This is a genomic window from Planococcus donghaensis, assembly GCF_001687665.2.
Lineage (GTDB): Bacteria > Bacillota > Bacilli > Bacillales_A > Planococcaceae > Planococcus > Planococcus donghaensis.
In genome coordinates this window covers 361696-378292 of sequence record NZ_CP016543.2, presented here as the reverse complement: position 1 = coordinate 378292, position 16597 = coordinate 361696, and the positions used below count along the sequence as shown (strand labels likewise).

Below are 16597 nucleotides of genomic sequence, written 5' to 3'. Positions count from 1 at the left end.
TCTCCTTTGAATAAAAAAATGCAGCGCGCTTATGCGCGCTACACTTATTTTTTATTCTGCAATATACTTCGCTAAAATTTCATCGTATTTACCGCTGTCACGCAATTCTTGAAGACCTGTGTTAATTTGCTCAAGTACTTCTGCGTTTTGACCTTTTAATACAGCAATTCCGTATTGATCTCCAGTTAAACGATCTCCAACTGTTTTCAATGAAAGTCCACTTTCAGCAATTGCATAAGCAATAACTGGGTAATCTTCTAACAATACTGCTGCATTGCCGTTTGAAACTTCTTGGAACATTGATGGGCTATCTTCGAATTGTGCTACAGTGTAGCCGTATTCTGCTTCGTTATCACGAGCAAATTGAGCACCTGTTGTTCCGCTCTTAACCGCTACTGTTTTGCCTTCTAAATCATCTAATGATGTAATTTCATTGTTGTCTTCTGCTACAACAAGAGACAAACCTGCATCAAAGTAAGGATCAGAAAAATCAACTACTGCTTTACGCTCATCTGTAATACTCATACCAGCAATCGCGATATCCAATTGATCCGCTTGCAAAGCTGGGATAATTCCGCCAAAGTCCATTGGGCTAAATTCAATTTCGAACCCTTGGTTTTCAGCAATTGCTGTAATCAAGTCGATATCGATTCCCGTATACTCGCCATCTACTTCAAACTCGAAAGGTGGGTACGTTGTGTCGATTCCTACTTTGTAAGTTTTTGCGTCACTTCCGCTTTCCCCACCATCCGTTGTATCTTCACTCTCGTCGGATCCACAAGCAGCGATCACGAGCATCATTGCCATAAGTAGTGCTAAAAGACTCCATTTTTTCATTTTAGTTCCCCCTTGTTTTCTCTCATTGGCCTTACTAAATATTAATATATCATAATTTTCTCAAATTCAGAACCTTTGAATAAAAATAACTAAAATATTAATATTGGAATCAGTACTAAAGTGCCTTTTTACTAGCAACTTCTCTTTTTTTACGTAATCGATTAAATAATCGGAAGTTATGAACCAATGTTTTCAAAACTGCGTATGTTGGAATAGCGATTAAAATTCCGATAAACCCATATAAAGCACCTGCAATCATTAGGAGCAAAATAATTGTTAAAGGATGAATGTTCAACCGATTTCCCATAATGTTCGGCGTAACCAAATTCCCTTCTAGTTGTTGAACCACGAGTAACACGAGGATAACTTTCACTGCCATCCACATATCTCCACTCGTTAATGCCACAAAAAGGGCCGGAACAATACCAATAAGAGGACCTAGAAACGGCACAATGATTAAGAACATCGCAAAAATTGCCAAACTCAAAGCGTAGTCCAAGCCGATAATAAGATAACCGATATACATTAAGACTCCTACGACGCCAGCAACAAAGGCTTGACCGACAATAAAAGCAGATAAAGTTTGATCCACATCTTTTAATATTTTTTTACCCTCCATTTTATGCTCTTCAGGTAAATACTTAGTCAGATGTGGAATAAACTTGTTATCGTCCTTCAATAGAAAGAACAAGACAAAAGGTACGACGATTAACACAATCACGATATTCATCAGCATCGCCAAAATATCCATCACGTTATTCAGTAAACCTTCTGATAAATTTTCTAAATAATCCAATGTCCACATGCGAATTTCTGAACCTGTTACTCCCCCGAATTGAAAATTAGCTAAAAAATGATTAGATTCTTCTGTTACTTCTTCTACTGTTTCCGGTGCCAAATTTGCTAAACTATCGACTTGTTTAGTAATAACCGGTCCAAAAAAGTAAATTAGCAAAGAAGCCGTTAAGGCAATGACCGTGAAAATAATGCCGATCCCTACAATTTTAGGCACAAACCGTGCTAACCAATTTACAAATGGTCGCAATAAATAATAAAAAAGGCCACCTAACAAGACAGGAGCGAAAATTGTTGCGATGACGATTTGTATAGGTTCTAGCACATAATCAATTTTCCCTAAAAAAAACAACGTGATTGCAACAAGTAATATAGCGGTTGTGTATTCGAAAAACGGCTTTCTAATCCACATGTTTTTTCCTCCTTTCTTTATTCTCGCCTTGAATTTCGGCATATAAAAGCGAAAGCAAAAAGATGTTTTGCTTTCGCTTGCGATTTTCTCTTATTGGTCTTTTTCAAGCTCACGCATTTCTTTATGAGTTTGTGGAAATCCATTAGCTTGCCATTCATCGCGGTAAATAGAATCCAATTGCGACAATCCTTGTTCAGCAGAGTCTTCTAGGGCATCAACACTCTCGCGCTTGTCGATTTCTGTGCTGTTGTACATATCCATATCTGGCTCTACACGAACAGTGTTTTTCTCCTGGTAAGCTCGGTAAACAAAAATTCCAGAAGCAGCTGCAAGTGCACTCCCTATCAATGTGTTCATTGTTGATTTTTTCATATAAACTAATCCCTCCAAAATATATACTCACTTCTTCCTTGTATACCCCTTTTTTGCTTTTTAAACTGACCCAACTAAACTTGTACTTTGTGCTATAAAAATTACTTGAAAGTAGTTTTTGCATCACTTGCACATCAGCATCTAGAAATAATAATTTATTATTTTTATAACAATAATTTGTTACAAAATACCTTTTATTGTGGTAAAATGAGATCAAATAGGGAGGGATCAATATGAAGACTTTGGTGTCCTTAATTGCAGCTGTCATCCTGATGCTCAGTTCATTTTTAGCTCCCGCCAACGCGATTGTTTTGTTTGATGACGTAAATGCTGACCATCCGTTTGCTTTTGAAATTGCTTATCTTCATGAAGAAGGCATCATCAATGGATATCCTGATGGTACCTTCAGACCAAATGACCCTGTCACTCGTGCCCACGCGATTGCGATGATTGGACGAGCGGTGTATTTAGACGATACAGCGCGCTCGACCGGCTTTAAAGATGTTCCTTCAAGTCATCCGTTTTCTGGCTATATTGCTTCGGCTGCTGAAAAGGAAATCATTTTTGGTTTCCCGAATAATTATTTCCGTCCTGATTGGACCGTTACTCGTGGACAAACTGCAGCTATACTAGACAGAGCTTTCTATTTCCCTAAAGCTCCTGACAATACGTTTAAGGATATGAAGAAAAATCATTTTGCATTTAATGCCGTATCACGACTCGCTTATTATGGGGTAGCACGTGGATACCCGGATAATACGTTCCGACCTGACACACCAGTGACTCGCGCACAATTTGCTGCCTTTTTAGCTCGCGCAGTTGACCCGGTGTTCATCCCTGAAAAGCAGAAATTGCTCTCTACAGCCAACAAAATTTTGGCTGAACTAAAAGCAAAAGACTTTGCTGATGTCGCTACTTATGTAAGTTCTGCAGACGGATTGACCTTCTGTCCTTACAGCGGAGGATGTCTCGATAACGGCGGTGTTACCTTTACGAAAGCACAACTTCCAAACTTCATGACTAACCCTAATGATTATTTATGGGGTTATCAAGATGGTAGTGGCTTTGAGATCAACTTAACGCCTGCTGAATATTATGATCAGTATTTGATGAATGCGACTTATACCGATAAAGATCGGTATGGAAGAACGACTCAACCAACGGCTCATGAGTTTATCCATCAGCTCTATCCTAAGGCCATGATCGTTGAGTACCATAACCCAGGAACAGAACAGTACGACGGTATGGACTGGCAAAGCTTGAGCATGGTATTCGAAAAAAATACTAGCGGTAAATGGATATTAGTAGCGATTATCAATGATCGCTGGACCATTTAAGCGCTAAAATAAAAAATGCCTGGCGACTTTATGTGCCAGGCATTTCTTCGTTTTCTTTTGCTTGCCTCAACAACTGTTTTAAAGCAGCTTGGAATTTCTCATTATCTTCAGACCGTCGTTTTTTAGGCCCCTTCATTCTGCCGCCACTTTGCCGAATCTTCTTCGCGACATGACGACCATGAAGCAATTGTTCAATATTTTCATCCGAATAAACACGGCCGTTTTGATCAATCGGTATTCCTCGTTTAGCAAGTACCATTGCTGCAAGTCCATAATCTTGTGTGACCACAATATCCCCTTTTTTTACTCGGTTGACAAGAACGAAGTCCACAGCATCTGCTCCTTTTGATACCGTTATAGTCTCTGCGCCTTCTCGATGCATTTCATGGGAAGTGTCGCAAATCAATATGACAGATATACGATAAACTTTCGCTAATTCAATTGTTTGTGATACAACGGGACAACCATCTGCGTCTATTAAAATTTTACTCATTACGCTTTGCCCCTTTCGACCATCTCATCCACTAGTTTCTCAGCTGCTCTACGATAAAGGTTGCTCGTATGAACTAAAGAGGCAATTAATAACACACGTTCCAGTTCTTCTGAATTCTCAACATCCGACACTTGCTCAGCAGTTTCTTTCACTTGTTGTGTTAATCCATTTTCAAAAAATGCGATATTATTTTGTTGAAGGTTTAAATAGCTTTGATAGAACTGTTCAAGGTCTAATTCTTTTTGTTCTGCCTTTTCATTGATGCCTTCTAATACTTGTTTGACGTCATTGATCGATAACGCACTTTTCATCTGATAAATCAAACTGATTAGCATAATATGATTACGGCTGTATTTTTTGTTTTGAATTGGATAAAACAATTTTCCTTTTGCGTAATTATTAATCATCGTTTTTGTGAGAATTTTTTCATCTGGATGCCTTTTGGTTTCTGCGAAATTGGATTCAAACAATTGAATGACTTGATCGACATACAAATCAATCTTCGGAATGTCTTCTGGTAAAACTTGGTTTTCAAAAGCCATTTTTTCGATAAGTTTATTTGCATTTCCGATATGCACTCACGCTCCCTGAGGTATTTCATACTCGTTATTTTACATCATTATCAATAATTCTCCAAACTTGACTCCATTATATAATACGAGTATCTTTGTAAGTAGTTTCAATAACTACATATAGCGAGGAGCTTTTCATATGACAGCATACATTCGAGAACCATTTAATGCTTTATCCCATTTAGTAGGAGCCTTACTGTCTTTAGCTGCCCTGCTAGCAATGGTGACGAAAACAGCCTATGCAGATCAACCTGCGTTACACGTAGTAGCGGTTTCCATCTTTGGCATTAGCTTAATCTTGTTATACACTGCCTCTACCATTTATCATTCAGCCATTTCTCAACCTTACATCGTTGCGTTTTTACGGAAACTCGATCACTCGATGATTTTTGCATTAATCGCTGGATCTTATGCACCTTTTTGTCTCATTGCGCTTGGCGGAACACTCGGTTGGACTTTATTTTCACTTGTTACGGTTTTAGGACTCAGCGGAATTTTCTTTAAAATGGTTTGGTTTCATTCTCCGAGATGGCTTTCTACTGCGATTTACATCGCAATGGGTTGGATCATTATTTTCGCCGTTGTCCCATTAGCGGATAGTCTTTCTTTAACAGGTTTACTTTTACTTGTTGCTGGCGGTGTTTCTTATACAGTCGGTGGTGTTATATACGGCATCAAACCAAATTTCCTGTCTTCCAAACACTTAGGTTTTCATGAAATTTTCCACCTGTTTATTCTTTTCGGCAGTCTCTGTCATTTCTTATCCGTATACTTTTATGTGCTATAAGACGAAAAAAGGGTGCACAATTTTTTGTGCACCCTTTGGCTTTGTTAAAAAAATCTATAAGTATTGTTAACGAGTCTGCGCATCTTGTTTTGATGCAATCCACATATAGTAGAACACAACAAGAATAACAAACACCCCAAGCATTAAGTAAAGATTAGCATAACCAGCGATTCCGGCGATTAATCCAAGCAATACCGACCCAATGGCAATCCCGCTATCATAAAAGGCAAAGAATGTACCTGTAGCATAGCCGCTACGATTCTTATCAGCAGCTTGTATGGCAAGACTTTGAAAACTCGGCAATAAAGTTCCGTATCCAAGACCAATTAATGCACCTGACAACAGCAACATCCATGAAACCTCAGTAATACTTAATGCAATCAATCCCACACCAAAAATAATGATTGAGGGAATAATAACAACTTTAGGGCCTACAGTGTCAAACAACCTCCCAGTAATGGGCCGGACAATTAGCATTGCCATTGCATAGACCAGAAAGAAAAAACTTGCCGTTTTGATAAGACCGAGTGACTCCGCATAAACAGAAATAAATGCGATAACACTGGCATACGCAAATGCGATTAAAAAACCAACTGTTGCAATCGGCATCGTTTTTTTCTCTAAAAAGTCATTAATCGATAATTTGTGCTTTGGTTGCTTACTAAACGATTCTTCCTCCACATTGACAGCCCATGCACATAAAAACCCGATAAGGATAATAACCGCCAACACCACAAAGATGATATGTGCGGATACGTATTGTTTTAAAGTTAATACAATAAATGGACCTACTACTACGGCTAAGTTCATCGCAATACCGTAATAACCCAATCCTTCACCCCGTCGTTCTGGCGGAATAATGTCTGCAGCTATCGCTCCTGCTACAGTCGTGAGCAAACTAAACCAAATGCCGTGGAAAAGTCGTAGCCATAAAAGCCCTGTAAAACTTTCCACAACTAGATAAAGTACGGTGCTAACGGCAAACAGAAATACTGAAATTAACAACATTCTTTTTTTACCAAATTTCTCTAATATCATCCCTGATAAAAAACGCATAATGATGGCAGACAGTAAAAATACAGATATTACTAATCCAGCTTCTGTAGCCGTACCGTTTAGTTCATTCAAAACATAAAGTGGCATATACGTTAGCAACGCATAAAAAACAACAAAAACAAAAAATGTGCTGATGGAGATATTCACAAAACTTTTTGTCCAAATTGGCCTTTTTTCAGTCATTCACTACATCTTCTTTCTTAAAAAGATTGTCCGATTTTTTTTAGTAACGTGACGAGTTGTTCTTGCTCTTCATCTGAAAGATTCGATGTCAACTCTTCCTCAACATTTTGAACTCGCTTTTCGATTTCAGGTAATTGTTGTTCAGCAAAAGAGGACAACTGAACAATTCTCGCCCGCTTGTCCTGACCTTCTTCTCGAAAAACCCATCCACTCTCTTCTAATCGAGCGATAGTCCTCGTAACAGTTGGTGCTTCCACATTCAAATACTGCCAAATTTCTTTTTGTGTCATCGCACCAAATTGCTTTAAGCAGAACAGAATAGACCATTGCGAACTGTATAATTCAAACTCTTTTAGAGCATCGTTCGCTTTTTTTATTGATAACCGAGATTTTTGGTGGATTTCATGAAACAACAAATTTTTCATCAGTTTCATCCTCAACAATTATTTACTTAGGTAAGTATATACTTACCTACTCGCCCTATAAAGGAATTTGCTTTGGTTGCCGAATAAAAAAGCCTGTAGAGGCCTCGAATAAATCGAATAAATCTACAGGCTAAGCCGTTTTCAAAAGAACACAGCTGCTCTCATTATTAAATTAATAACCCTTGTTTTTTTGCATCAAACAATAACTCTTCACGGAACTTTGGATGGGCTATGGCAGCTAAACGTTTAGCGCGTTCAGAAAGAGAGACGCCGTGTAAGCGGGCAACGCCATATTCTGTGACAATATTGTCTACATCATTTTTGCCAGTTGTTACGACAGATCCTGGCGTCAGATGAAGCTTGATGCGAGAGAGGGTGTCGTCTTTAGCCGTCGATGGCATACAAATATAACCTTTGCCATTTTCAGCAAATCGAACCCCGCGCGCAAAGTCCACTTGCCCCCCACTTGAAGAATAATACTTACCCCCAACCGTTTCAGAAGCACATTGTCCAAATAGGTCAACTTCTGTTGTGGAGTTGATGGAAACGATATTTTTTTCTTTTGCAATTTCTCGGGGATCATTCACAACACTAACTGGTAAAAATTCCACTACTGGATTATTGTTGATAAAGTCATACAACTTTTTTGATCCAAAAGCAAAAGTGGCAACAATTTTCCCGGGATTCGTAAATTTTCGTGTACCATCCACTGCTCCTGAAGCCACTAAATCCGCTACTCCATCTGGCAACATTTCTGTGTGAATGCCTAAATGACGATGATCTTTTAACATGCTGATAACTGCATTGGGTACAGAACCGATTCCAATTTGCAATGTGTCTCCGTCTTGAATGTCCTGAATAATATTAGATGCAATCAATAAGTCTCGGTCGCACACGTCTGGAATGGTTTCTTCTGTAAGAGGGACATGGTGCTCTATGTACCCTGAAATTTGGCTAACGTGAATTTGATTGCGCCCGAATGTGCGTGGCATGTGCTTGTTTACTTCTAATACGAACGGGACTTTGCCGATAAATTCAGCAATATAGTCAGCCTGTGTGCCTAAAGTAAAATAGCCATGTTCGTCCATTGGCGATGCGACTGTCAAAATCATCGACATTTTCGTTGTTTTTTTGAGCATTCGAGGCACTTCATGAAAATTATTCGGAATCAAATCTATCTTTGCTTGTTGATATACTTTACGTGTAGCGCCACTAAGAAAATAGGAAACATGTTTTAACTGCTCGATTTCCCCTTGGATATAAGGTCGTGATCGCAAAGCTAACATTTGATGAATTTTCACGCCATTCAATTGCCCTGCGTTTTCTTCTAATATATCTAGTAATCGGACTGGTTCTCCGTTAGCAATTGGGATAATCAAATCTGCATTTTTATCGATTAAAGTTATAACTTGTTGCGGCGTTAATTGCTTGTCCATCTTATAACCCCCTGCTTTTTCACTCTATTCTAACTTTACCATATATTCTGCAGGGTCTTTTATTACTTAAATTTATAAACTATTCAAGTCAACCGCAAATGAAAAAACCGTCAGTTTCTCTGACGGTTTCGTCTTTTCACAGCGTATCCGATGCCGGCAAAACCAAACAACGCCATTAGTGACCAGAGGATCACAAGCGTAATAGAACCTACCCCATCAGACCCTTGCATTACAGCAGTAAGTTGCAACGCTAAGAAAGCTAAGCTGACTATAGCAATTGCTCCGAAATAGATGACTCGTGTTTTAAAACTAAAATCCTTCATCTGTAAAAACCCCTTTGGTTTTCGTTGTTTTCCCTGTAATGCGATTTGCGACTTTCTTCTTCAACACTTTATCTCTTACTTCTATTATTCACTTTTCCCAAGTACTTCAAACACATAAGCTCTTACTGCCTGAAATTACTTGATGACAAACTTTGTCCGACTGTATCCTTCTTTTGATTTCTCCACTTGCAATATCGCTGGAATTGCTGCTTTTAGTTCCTGCACATGTGATATAACACCAATCATCCGCCCGGATTTTTGCAAATCAACCAAAGTTTCAATCGACTTGTTAAGGGATTCTTCATCGAGAGATCCAAACCCTTCGTCGATAAACATCGTATCAATTGAGACATTTCCTTGAAAGCTCTGAATAACGTCCGCCATCCCAAGCGCTAAGCACAGGGAAGCATTAAATTTCTCTCCACCGGACATTGTTTTAACATCTCGTGTCTGCCCCGTATATGCATCATACACATCTAACCCAAGGCCACTTTGTTTACCACGAGCTTCTTGACGGTCACTGCGAATCAAGTAAAATTGACCATTTGATAAATTTTTCAATCGTTCATTGGCGGATAAGATAATTTGTTCCAAATACTCAATTTGCAAATAACGTTCAAATGAAATTTTCAACCCATTTTGTCCTCGAATCATATTATGCAAATCAGCAATTCGATTAAGGTTTCGCTCGGCTTCTAGCGCTGTTTCAATCACACTTTGAATGCTGTCGATTAATTCATTACTTATCTTTTCAAAATCTCGCGACCGATTCTGTTCTGCAAAAGCACTTTCGTAATTCGCTTTCAGTGCGGACAATTCAATTTCCGCTTGGCTCAAATCTTTCAAGCGTTGGTCCGCTAGTAATTCTTTCAATTCCCTGACTTGTTGCGTTAGCGTATGCCGATGCTGATTAAATTCTTGTATATCTTTTTTCAAGGCGGTAAAAGCGGCTTCAGTCATTTTTGCTTGTTGATACGCTTGCTCAGAATCGAATGATGATTTTTCCAAAGCTTGAACAAATTGTTGTTCAGTATTTGCACTCTTTTGTGCTGCTTCTCTGGCTGTCTCTGTAGCATGACGGACAGATACTTCCGCACTGGCCAATTGTTCTTTCGATAGTTGGAATTGTTCTTGAGCAGCTTTCCACTGTGTTTCAAGATGTTGCTTTCGCGATGATACTTGTTGTAATTGCTCCTTCAAGGCAGGCAACTCACGAAGGTCCTCTGGTACTGTGGCCAAGTCGTTTTCAAAAACAGCTGCAGCTGTTTGAAAAGAAGAGCTATGCTGTTGGACTTCTTTCGTTAAGGTTTGTTTATTTTGTTCTAGTTGTTCAATTTTTTCTATGCAACTAGCCAGTTGCTCTTTCCACTTGCGTAACTCGAGCTTATGAGCTTGCTGTTGTTTCATTCTTTCGGTCAGCTGGATTTTTGTTTGCTCCAACTCGGTCGAAACTTCAACTACTTCTTCAACTCTTAGCTTTAACGCCATTAATTCATGGGCTTTGTTTTCCAACTGCTCTTCTATAGCTATCCGTTTTGCTGATGCATTACGGTATTCTCCATCCACTTGATCAAAGTAAGATTTTGCCACTTCTACTTGCTCTTTTGTTACAGCTTGCTCTGTATTCGATATTTTTGTTCCAGGGTGTTCCGTACTTCCACAGACAGGACACGCCTCTCCGGCATGCAATTGACCTGCAAGAACATGGGCTTGGTTAGCAAACCATTGATCTTCCAATTGCCGATAAGAAGCCGTTTTTTCTTCAAGCTTTACTTTTTTGGCTTTTTCCATAGCTTGTAACTGCTGTGTTTGTTCTTTCAATAAAATATAGTCGGTTACTATCCGATATTTTTCAGTTACGACTGTTAACTTTTGGTGCATATCATCAGAGGCATCCAGCATGTTTTCTAATTCTGCAACCTTTTTATCCAGTTGTTGTTTTTCACTCTTTTGTTCGTTAAACTCTTCTTCTGCTTTCTTTAAACGATTTGCCGATTGGTTCGAAGTTTTCTCAAGCTGTACTAACTGTTGTTTTTTCACTGCTATCTCTTGTATCGTTGGCAATAATTTTTCCAACTCTATAAGTTGCTCGCTGACTTTGTCACGCTCACTTTGAAGTGCCTGTTGTATATGAAATGTTTGTTCTGCTGCGTATCTTGTTTGTTTTGCGTGTTCTTGCTGATCGATTGTGTCTTTCAACAATTTATTCTTGTCGATTTCATTGCGACGCAATTCATGAACTAATTGTTCAATATTGGCTATATAACTGGCTCTTTCTGCCGATTGCAAAGCGATTTCCTTTTCTGCATATTCTGGCTGACGTTGCACAAGCTGTTCGAGTTGGTCATTTTTTGTGGAAAGTTCATCGAAACGATCATTCCACTTTTTCGCTTCGTGATAAGCGGTCATTTTATCAGCATGTTGTTGATATGCCTTCTCGTACTTTTTCTCATCGATGCTGATTTTCTCTCTGTAATACGCAGCTTCTTTTTCGAGTCCATCAAGCACTTGGTTAATGTTTTTATGTTCTCGGCTTAACACTTCAAAAAGGTCGGATTGTCGTTCCGGCAAGGAAGAACTAATCTGCTGAAGGTGAATATTCATCTTGTGATGTTCGCGATCAAATATTTTTTCTGCCGCGTCTTTTTTTTGCTTTAATCGTTCGCTGATTAATTTATAAGGTTCTGTTTTAAATATTTTCCGTAGGATTTCTTCTTTATTGTCCGTTTCAGAAGTTAAAAGTTTACGAAATTCACCTTGTGGCAACATAACAATTTGGCTAAATTGGTTTTGAGTTAATCCGACAATTTCTTCGATGCGTCGATTGATTTCCGAGACAATTTGGCGTTCCACGGCTGGTTTTTCGCCTTCTTCTGTTTGCTCGAAAAATTCAAAACGTTCTCCAGTTGGACTTTTATTGCCTTTTTTTATATGGCTCATTTGGCGCAACACACGATATTTTTTATCGTGAATTTCAAACTCCATTTCAACAGCAGTGTGTGTTGCATCCTCTGCAAAATCACTTCTCAATATACGTGATTCACTCCGGTCAGACCCACTAGCAGAACCGTATAAAGCAAAGCAAATGCCATCAAAAATTGTGGTTTTACCCGAACCCGTACTCCCTGAAATAACAAACAGCTGATTTCCTTGCAAATTAGCAAAATCAATTTCTTCGGTATTTTTATAAGGACCGAATGCAGTCATTTTCAATTTTAACGGTCTCATGACTTCACCTCTTCTTTTACAACCGGTTCTTCACGCAAAAATTCATCTAGTACATCTTTAAAAATACCGACCGTTTCTTCAGTTGCTTTTTCGCCTTTTACTTCTTCGTAAAAAGCATGGAATAAAGACAAAGAATCCATTTTCCGGCGTGATCCCGTCTCACTTTGCAACATAGTACCCGAGAAATTTTGTCGTCCAACATGCATAGCATTTGGATACACGGATCGGACTTTTTCCATCGGAAATAGTACAGGTGTCTCGTCCAACAACGTGACAAACACATAATCATCACTAATTTCATGGGTCAAAATTTCATCTATAGTTCCTTCAACTGTGCGCATATCACGCTTTGGCGTAAACAATCGCTTTTCTACAGCGACTTCCCCTTGTGCATCTAACTCAACAATGTGAAAGCCCTTTTTATGATGCTCTTCAGAGATTGAATATTTTAAAGGAGACCCCGAATAACGAATGGTTTCATTCAACACGAAATGGGCTTTATGCAAATGACCTAACGCGGTGTAATGAAAGCCTTCAAAATGGTGGGCATCTACATGTTCCGCTCCTCCAATGGATAATGGTCGTTCGGAATCACTTGTATTTTCTTCTTGCTCACCATGAGGCGTTACAAATGCATGACCAACAAACACATGACGTGCTTGCTTACTATATGCAGACTTTATATTTTCTGTAATAGCCTTCATTGCATCGTTATGCGTGCGGATGGTATCATCTTCGAATTCATAACGGACCATCGAAGGATCAGCATATGGGATTAAATGAAAATGAACTTCCCCAAACTGATCATTTAAAACAACGGCCTGATGATCTTTATGAACATGACCCGCAATGTGAATTCCGTTACCTTTCATTAAGCGGCTGCCGAAATTCAATCTTCCCGGACTATCATGATTTCCTACTACTGCCAAGACAGGCGTACTCATTTCCAAGACAATTTTTGCTAATATTTCATCGAGCAAGTTAACTGCATCTGTCGGAGGAACTGCACGGTCATAAAGATCGCCAGCAATAATAACGGCATCCGGTTTTTCTTCTTTGATTGCATCTATAAATTGATCTAGCACATATTGCTGGTCTTCTGTCATGTAAATACCTTGCACTAATTTTCCTAAATGCCAGTCAGCTGTATGAAAAAACTTCATCTAATTACCCCTTTCGTTTGTCGCAAAAGAATATATGTTCGTTCCATTATACACGAGATGGACTGCTTGTTTTAATCGGTCTTTTGTTCTACAATAAGAACAAACGTTCTTATTGTAGGGAGGGTTATTCATGAAAGCACAAATTCAAAAAGCTTTTAAGTACCAGCAGCTAATTGATATGATGTACATCGCGAAAGATGGCAGCATTAGCAAACGTCGCGTTAAAATTTTATCGGTGGCAGAAGATTCGTTTCAAGCTTACTGCTTTCTTCGTCACAAAAAACGTACTTTTAAAATGGACAATGTGCTTTCAGCGATGCCCGTAATCCATAAAGAGCGCCAGATCATATAAGCACGATTCTATCATTATGATACACTTGAAGAAATAGCTTTTGGAGGGTGACATGATGAGATTAACTGTTTATCTTGCTGGAGAAATTCATAGTTCATGGCGCGAGGAAATCAAGAAAAAGTCAGCTGCTTTAGATTTGCCAATCGATTTTGTAGGACCAATGGAAATTCACGAGCGTTCGGATAACATTGGTGAAGATATTCTTGGAGAGCAAACCGATGCAATTGCTAAAGATCATGCCGCTTCTAGTTTTAATAATTTGCGCACCGGCGTTTTAATGCACAAAGCTGATTTGGTAATTGCCCTTTTTGGCGAGCAATACAAACAATGGAATACAGCTATGGATGCGAGTACAGCGCTTGCTTTAGGCAAGCCGGTCATTATCATTCGTCCAGAAACATTACATCACCCATTAAAAGAATTATCTCGAAAATCGAGTGCTACTGTAGAAACATGTGACCAAGCTATTAAAGCCTTATCTTATATTCTCGAACAATAAAAAAAGCCCCTCGGGGCTTTTTTTATTGGTACCAGCTTCCGACTATTGGGTAGTCGAAATATTCGTTGTTAAGCGCTTTGATAATTCCCATGATCGGCACGATAACGCCCATCAGTCCAAAAACGATTAGCATCGGGATGCCGATTAGGAAAATAACTAACCAGCTGGAAATGAAAATCAATGCGCCTATTACTAATTGAAATAACAATGCTTGAATTGACAACCTTTTAAGTTCTTTGTCTTCTGAAATTAAAAACACGATGACAGGGACAAGAAATGGTGCAAAAAACGCACTGGCATGGACAAGTACTTTCAACCCTGTGTTTTCCATCCTATATACCTCCAGTCAATTCTTTCTTCTTGTTTATATACGATTGACTGTCCGGAAAGTTTCACTTTGCATTAATTGATCCGTAAAACAACTTTGCCAAATTGGTTGCCTGAAGCTAAATGATCAAATGCGTCTTTCGCTTCATCTAATGAGTAGGCTTTATCCACAATAGGCCGTATATTATAAGTTTCCATATGCTTTAACATGGCTCGTAACTCTTCTCGACTTCCCATAGTGGATCCAAACAACTGATATTGGCCGTAAAAGAATTTACGAAGGTCAAAATCAACAATGTCATCTGTAGTGGCACCGAAAATAACAATTCGGCCACCTTTTTTCAACACATTTAGTGAGCGATTAAATGTTGCCTCTCCCACACTGTCGATAACTAGATCAATGGTTTCTCCTTCAAGTTCTTTTACCCAATCACTGTCTGTTGGAATGGCCACATCCGCACCGATTTTCTTAGCATATTCACGCTTTTCTTCACTGCGTGAAGTAACAATTACGCGAGCTCCACAATTTTTCGCAAATTGAATAAGGAACGTTGCAACACCGCTTCCAGCACCAGGTATAAACAAGGTTTCTCCTTTTTTTAATCGCCCTTTTGTAAACAAAGCACGGTATCCGGTGAGAGCAGGTAAAACTAAACTTCCCGCTTCTTCCCAATTCAAGTGATGTGGTTTTTTCTCTAATTGTTCCACGGAAATCGCAATTTTTTCTGCAAAAGTACCATGATCAGGCAATCCTAAAATATCAAATTCTGCAGGCGGTGCTTCGCTATTCTTGTACCAGCGCAACGCTGGGTTGATAATCACTTCGTCTCCATAAGCGAAATCGACCACATCTTCTCCAACTGCCTCTACTACACCTGCTCCATCTGACCCAATGATGAGCGCTTCTGGATTATCTCCATAACGTTTGATCAAACCTAAGTCTCTGCGATTGATGCCTGCTGCTTTTAAAGACACCACGACTTCTCCTGACTTCGCTTTTGGTTCGTCTACTTCTTTTAACTTCCACTCACCGGATTCCATTACAAATGCTTTCATGTCGTTCATCCTTTCTTAAAATAATCACTAAATAACGCCAGTTGTTTTTTGCTAATAATATCCTGCGAAAATAGCGGTACGTATACTAACTTTTGCGTAGAAAATGTTTCTTCTATTTGTTGCATGTATTTCTTTTCATGCTTTTTCCGTTCCATTAAAAACTCTCCATCTGCTTCTTCTGGCAACACTTTGTTAATGATGAGCGTTTTGACGTGAAGTTGGTAGTTGTGCAACAAGTCCAACGCTTTTTTTGTTTCCAAAATAGGAAGCCGTTCTGGATTTAGCACAAAGATAAACCCAGTTTCTTTCTCATTAAGCAAAAGATCGCGCGCTTTGGAAAATCGCTCTTGACGCTCTCTTAACACATCGTATATCGGATCTTCTCTTGGCTCTCCATCATTTAATAGTTGGGAGTAGTTTTCATTGGTTTTGCGACGTTTCTCAAGCAACCCATCAATCCATACACCCATTAGTTCTGGCAATGTTAACAACCGAATGGTATGACCGGTTGGCGCCGTATCGAACACTAACTTATCGAAATTTTGGCGTTCTTCTAAAATGATATGAATCAGCTTATCAAATAACGCCGCTTCGTCTGCACCTGGAGAAGCTTTTGCTGTATCTAATTGACGGTTTACTTCTTCCATCATGCTCGAATGAACGGTTCCTTTAATATTGGCTTTTACCGTTTTAATATAATTATCTGTCTCAATCTCAGGGTCAATTTCAAGGGCATACAAATTATTAGCAATTTCTTTTGTTTTACCACCGATTTGTTCGTTGAAAATATCGCCTACATTATGAGCAGGATCTGTTGAAATTAATAACGTTTTATATCCTTCTTTGGCAGATCTCCAAGCAATCGCTGCAGCTGATGTCGATTTTCCTACACCGCCTTTTCCACCTACGAAAATAATACTTTTAGCTAGTACATCCATATTTTC

18 protein-coding genes are annotated in these 16597 nt (G+C 39.0%); 4 read left to right on the top strand and 14 right to left on the bottom strand.

The genetic code is table 11. The annotated features are described in order from the left end of the window. Positions 1 to 51: 51 nt before the first annotated feature. From BCM40_RS02000 to BCM40_RS01990, 3 genes are all read right to left on the bottom strand, one after another. Positions 52 to 837, bottom strand: coding sequence for a transporter substrate-binding domain-containing protein (locus BCM40_RS02000; RefSeq protein WP_065527381.1), 786 nt, complete (start codon positions 835 to 837; stop codon positions 52 to 54). 115 nt (positions 838 to 952) lie between these two features. Continuing rightward, entirely contained in the window at positions 953 to 2044 is a 1092-nt protein-coding gene (locus BCM40_RS01995) for an AI-2E family transporter (RefSeq protein ID WP_065527382.1), read from the bottom strand. A gap of 90 nt (positions 2045 to 2134) precedes the next feature. Further along, complete coding sequence (locus BCM40_RS01990; protein ID WP_065527383.1) at positions 2135 to 2416, bottom strand: hypothetical protein; 282 nt, start codon at positions 2414 to 2416, stop codon at positions 2135 to 2137. Between the two features lie 233 nt (positions 2417 to 2649). Between BCM40_RS01990 and BCM40_RS01985 the strand changes: the two genes are divergently transcribed. Beyond that, the gene (locus BCM40_RS01985) at positions 2650 to 3753 is read left to right on the top strand and encodes an S-layer homology domain-containing protein (protein WP_065527384.1); all 1104 of its coding nucleotides are present in this window, start codon (positions 2650 to 2652) and stop codon (positions 3751 to 3753) included. 28 nt (positions 3754 to 3781) lie between these two features. Here BCM40_RS01985 and BCM40_RS01980 read toward each other — a convergent pair whose 3' ends face one another. Further along, complete coding sequence (locus BCM40_RS01980; protein ID WP_065527385.1) at positions 3782 to 4246, bottom strand: YaiI/YqxD family protein; 465 nt, start codon at positions 4244 to 4246, stop codon at positions 3782 to 3784. Continuing rightward, positions 4246 to 4824 carry a DUF1836 domain-containing protein gene (locus tag BCM40_RS01975; protein WP_337590159.1) on the bottom strand — a complete coding sequence of 193 codons (579 nt, stop codon included), beginning with the start codon at positions 4822 to 4824 and terminating at the stop codon, positions 4246 to 4248. The genes BCM40_RS01980 and BCM40_RS01975 overlap by 1 nt, the downstream gene beginning before the upstream one ends. Positions 4825 to 4957: 133 nt before the next feature. Here BCM40_RS01975 and trhA point away from each other — a divergent pair, with 133 nt between their 5' ends. Further along, complete coding sequence (trhA, locus tag BCM40_RS01970) at positions 4958 to 5605, top strand: PAQR family membrane homeostasis protein TrhA (RefSeq protein WP_065527386.1); 648 nt, start codon at positions 4958 to 4960, stop codon at positions 5603 to 5605. A gap of 66 nt (positions 5606 to 5671) precedes the next feature. Here trhA and BCM40_RS01965 read toward each other — a convergent pair whose 3' ends face one another. From BCM40_RS01965 to BCM40_RS01940, 6 genes are all read right to left on the bottom strand, one after another. Next, complete coding sequence (locus BCM40_RS01965) at positions 5672 to 6844, bottom strand: MFS transporter (protein ID WP_065527387.1); 1173 nt, start codon at positions 6842 to 6844, stop codon at positions 5672 to 5674. A 17-nt stretch (positions 6845 to 6861) separates the two neighbouring features. Beyond that, positions 6862 to 7278, bottom strand: coding sequence for a MarR family winged helix-turn-helix transcriptional regulator (locus tag BCM40_RS01960; RefSeq protein WP_065527388.1), 417 nt, complete (start codon positions 7276 to 7278; stop codon positions 6862 to 6864). A gap of 158 nt (positions 7279 to 7436) precedes the next feature. After that, complete coding sequence (locus tag BCM40_RS01955; protein WP_065527389.1) at positions 7437 to 8705, bottom strand: acetyl-CoA hydrolase/transferase family protein; 1269 nt, start codon at positions 8703 to 8705, stop codon at positions 7437 to 7439. A 110-nt stretch (positions 8706 to 8815) separates the two neighbouring features. After that, the gene (locus BCM40_RS01950; RefSeq protein ID WP_065527390.1) at positions 8816 to 9028 is read right to left on the bottom strand and encodes a hypothetical protein; all 213 of its coding nucleotides are present in this window, start codon (positions 9026 to 9028) and stop codon (positions 8816 to 8818) included. 135 nt (positions 9029 to 9163) lie between these two features. Next, on the bottom strand, positions 9164 to 12256 hold the full coding sequence (locus BCM40_RS01945; protein ID WP_065527391.1) for an AAA family ATPase: 3093 nt from the start codon (positions 12254 to 12256) through the stop codon (positions 9164 to 9166). Further along, positions 12253 to 13419, bottom strand: coding sequence for an exonuclease SbcCD subunit D (locus tag BCM40_RS01940; RefSeq protein WP_065527392.1), 1167 nt, complete (start codon positions 13417 to 13419; stop codon positions 12253 to 12255). The genes BCM40_RS01945 and BCM40_RS01940 overlap by 4 nt, the downstream gene beginning before the upstream one ends. A 130-nt stretch (positions 13420 to 13549) precedes the next feature. Here BCM40_RS01940 and BCM40_RS01935 point away from each other — a divergent pair, with 130 nt between their 5' ends. Continuing rightward, positions 13550 to 13771, top strand: coding sequence for a transcriptional regulator (locus tag BCM40_RS01935; RefSeq protein WP_065527393.1), 222 nt, complete (start codon positions 13550 to 13552; stop codon positions 13769 to 13771). 55 nt (positions 13772 to 13826) lie between these two features. Beyond that, positions 13827 to 14270 carry a YtoQ family protein gene (locus tag BCM40_RS01930; protein ID WP_065527394.1) on the top strand — a complete coding sequence of 148 codons (444 nt, stop codon included), beginning with the start codon at positions 13827 to 13829 and terminating at the stop codon, positions 14268 to 14270. Positions 14271 to 14292: 22 nt separating this feature from the next. Here BCM40_RS01930 and BCM40_RS01925 read toward each other — a convergent pair whose 3' ends face one another. The 3 genes from BCM40_RS01925 to BCM40_RS01915 form a co-directional block, all read right to left on the bottom strand. Beyond that, the gene (locus BCM40_RS01925; RefSeq protein ID WP_065527395.1) at positions 14293 to 14601 is read right to left on the bottom strand and encodes a DUF4870 domain-containing protein; all 309 of its coding nucleotides are present in this window, start codon (positions 14599 to 14601) and stop codon (positions 14293 to 14295) included. Between the two features lie 71 nt (positions 14602 to 14672). Beyond that, on the bottom strand, positions 14673 to 15653 hold the full coding sequence (locus tag BCM40_RS01920; protein ID WP_065527396.1) for a zinc-binding dehydrogenase: 981 nt from the start codon (positions 15651 to 15653) through the stop codon (positions 14673 to 14675). A gap of 5 nt (positions 15654 to 15658) precedes the next feature. Further along, positions 15659 to 16591, bottom strand: a complete 933-nt coding sequence (locus BCM40_RS01915) for an ArsA family ATPase (protein ID WP_065527397.1) — start codon at positions 16589 to 16591, stop codon at positions 15659 to 15661. Between the last annotated feature and the right edge of the window lie 6 nt (positions 16592 to 16597).